This window comes from Flavobacterium urumqiense, from assembly GCF_900108015.1.
Lineage (GTDB): Bacteria > Bacteroidota > Bacteroidia > Flavobacteriales > Flavobacteriaceae > Flavobacterium > Flavobacterium urumqiense.
This window is the reverse complement of sequence record NZ_FNVP01000025.1, coordinates 1-2,295: the sequence shown is the minus strand read 5'-3', so window position 1 is coordinate 2,295 and position 2,295 is coordinate 1. Positions and strand designations below refer to the sequence as shown.

The 2,295-nt window shown below is 34.7% G+C and carries 1 protein-coding gene; it reads right to left on the bottom strand.

Annotated elements, in window-relative coordinates; genetic code table 11:
- Window positions 1–274: 274 nt before the first annotated feature.
- The gene (locus C4S35_RS15380) at window positions 275–1,669 is read right to left on the bottom strand and encodes an exopolysaccharide biosynthesis polyprenyl glycosylphosphotransferase (protein WP_104001029.1); all 1,395 of its coding nucleotides are present in this window, start codon (window positions 1,667–1,669) and stop codon (window positions 275–277) included.
- Window positions 1,670–2,295 lie beyond the last annotated feature (626 nt).

Sequence of the window (2,295 nt, the reverse complement as noted above, 5' to 3'; positions counted from 1 at the left end):
CCTAGCCCCTCTCAAGAGGGGAATACCACCCCGTAATCATTGTCGTTTTTGGGTTCAAAAAATTACAAAATGAGAACGTATTTTATAGGTACAGTTTGTTTTGAGAGAACGACATTCCTTAGCTATATGATTACAAATCATCACTATTATAAAAACATAAAGGCTATTTATATTAAAATCCACATGTCAATTACCCCCTTTGAGCCTAGAACAATGAACAACAATTATAAGGAATATCGAGCATCCGTAATAGAAAATCGAACTTCGCTTACTACTACTGCCCCCTATAAAACAACACCGTGGTAATAGTCTTAAAAGCGATACTCAGGTCCAGAAAAACACTTCGGTGTTTGATATAATAAAGGTCGTATTGCAACTTTATCAAACTGTCTTCAATCGTATCACCATAAGAATAATTAACCTGAGCCCAACCCGTTAAACCTGGTTTTATAATGTGTCTGGTTTCATAAAAAGGCATCACTTCAGCTATTTCTTTGACAAAAAATGGGCGTTCCGGACGTGGACCTATAACGGCCATATCCCCTTTCAAAATATTGATAAATTGAGGAAATTCATCTATTCTGGATTTCCTTAAAAATTTCCCAAAAAAAGTTATTCTGGAATCATTGACTGTAGTAAAAACGGCTCCATTAGTTTCGGCATTACAAATCATCGTCCGAAATTTTAAAATTTCAAATACGACCCCATCTTTGCCCACCCGTTCTTGGGTATAAAATAACTTGCCCCTGTTCCCTATCGCATTACCTACTACTATTATCGGAAACAATAGCACTCCAACAGACAATCCAAGTACGGAAACACCGATTTCAAAAAACCGTATTAGTAACAAATACAGCTTATTGTGATTACTTCTGCTAAAAGGGAAATAGCGGTAAAAATCTTTAGACATATAATGAACCGGAATGCGCTGTGTTTTACTTTCATACACTTGGGTATACTCCCGGATGATACTCCCCGACTCTAATAAGTGAAGTAGTTGCTGGTACAGTTCAGGAGTAATGCCTTCCGTTTTTTGGGAGGCAATCACAATTTCAGAAATAGAATTTTCTTTTACAAACAAAAATAAAGCCTCTCTTTTTATTTGTTGTACATAGTGATAGGCAGTCGTATCTTCTTCGGCAGTATCAGCACTAACAAAAGCAACAATTTTATAATGTGGGTCAATGTTCTCCAAGCCTAGAATTAATTCTTCTACCTGTTCCTGATCACATATTAATAACGCGTTTTGAAGAAACCGGTTAGATGCCAGAAACTTCACATAAAACATACGCCACAAAAACAAAGACATAAAGACAACCAAATAGAACAAAAAGATTTGTATTCTTTTAGATGGCAATTCAGGAGAAAAAAAAGGAGTCAGCAGATAGATGGAAACCGTAGTAGTGGCAGTGAGAATAGCACTTCTCGAAACTTGAAAATGATTGCTGGCCACCTGAAGATTATACATTTCGAATATAGTACCAAAAAGACTGAGATAAATAACTAAAACAAGAGTCCAGTAAAAATCAGCCGTTATAATTCTAAAATAGTCAAATTCAAAAAAGTGCCCTACGACAAACAAAGCCAACAAAATAGATAAAATATCAAAAAGGCGAAGAATCATCTTCCTTTCTGATATTTCAAAATGCATTTTGCCTACTGATAACATGTCGCTATTTCTGATTAGAATTGCAATTTAGCCATTTTGCTTTTATATAATTCCATGAAATATTAAATATTTTAACAAAACTGTCTTTTTAACGTACAAATATATGTAATAGGGGACAAATAGCAATGAGATATAAAAAAGCATGGAAAAAGTATGCGACATTTTCGGTTCTCTTTAGAGCTGGAGCAATATCAATAAGGTAAAAGATTTTAGAATGAAGAGTAACGATTGCAAATATTCTTTGCCTATTCTTTTTTAAGCGCCGCCCTGATTTGGTGTTGTTAACTAAAACTAGGTCAACTACAACAGCTGAAATCACGAATCGTTACCCGTGCATGAAAGAGCGAACTGGCAAAGCAATCAAAAATCAGTAATCAAAGAAATTGGGTCAGAGTGTAAAACAAAAATAGCTAACGTTCTTTTTCGCTGTCAGCTAAATCTAAAGGGAACAAAAAAACACAAACTCCAATGTAATAGACCTATTGCGTGTCCAAATTCAAAACGTAAATTAGTCACGAAACTTCGGGATTTTATGCAATACAACACAATAGAAATGTATCGAAACCTTTTTTAGTAAGAATTCTAAATTTTCAATTCTCTTTACAGTTGGGACAAAATACCGATTA

Coding starts and splice junctions, on each gene's coding strand:
- C4S35_RS15380 (WP_104001029.1), bottom strand. CDS start 1,669: ATGTTATCAGTAGGCAAAATGCATTTTGAAATATCAGAAAGGAAGATG.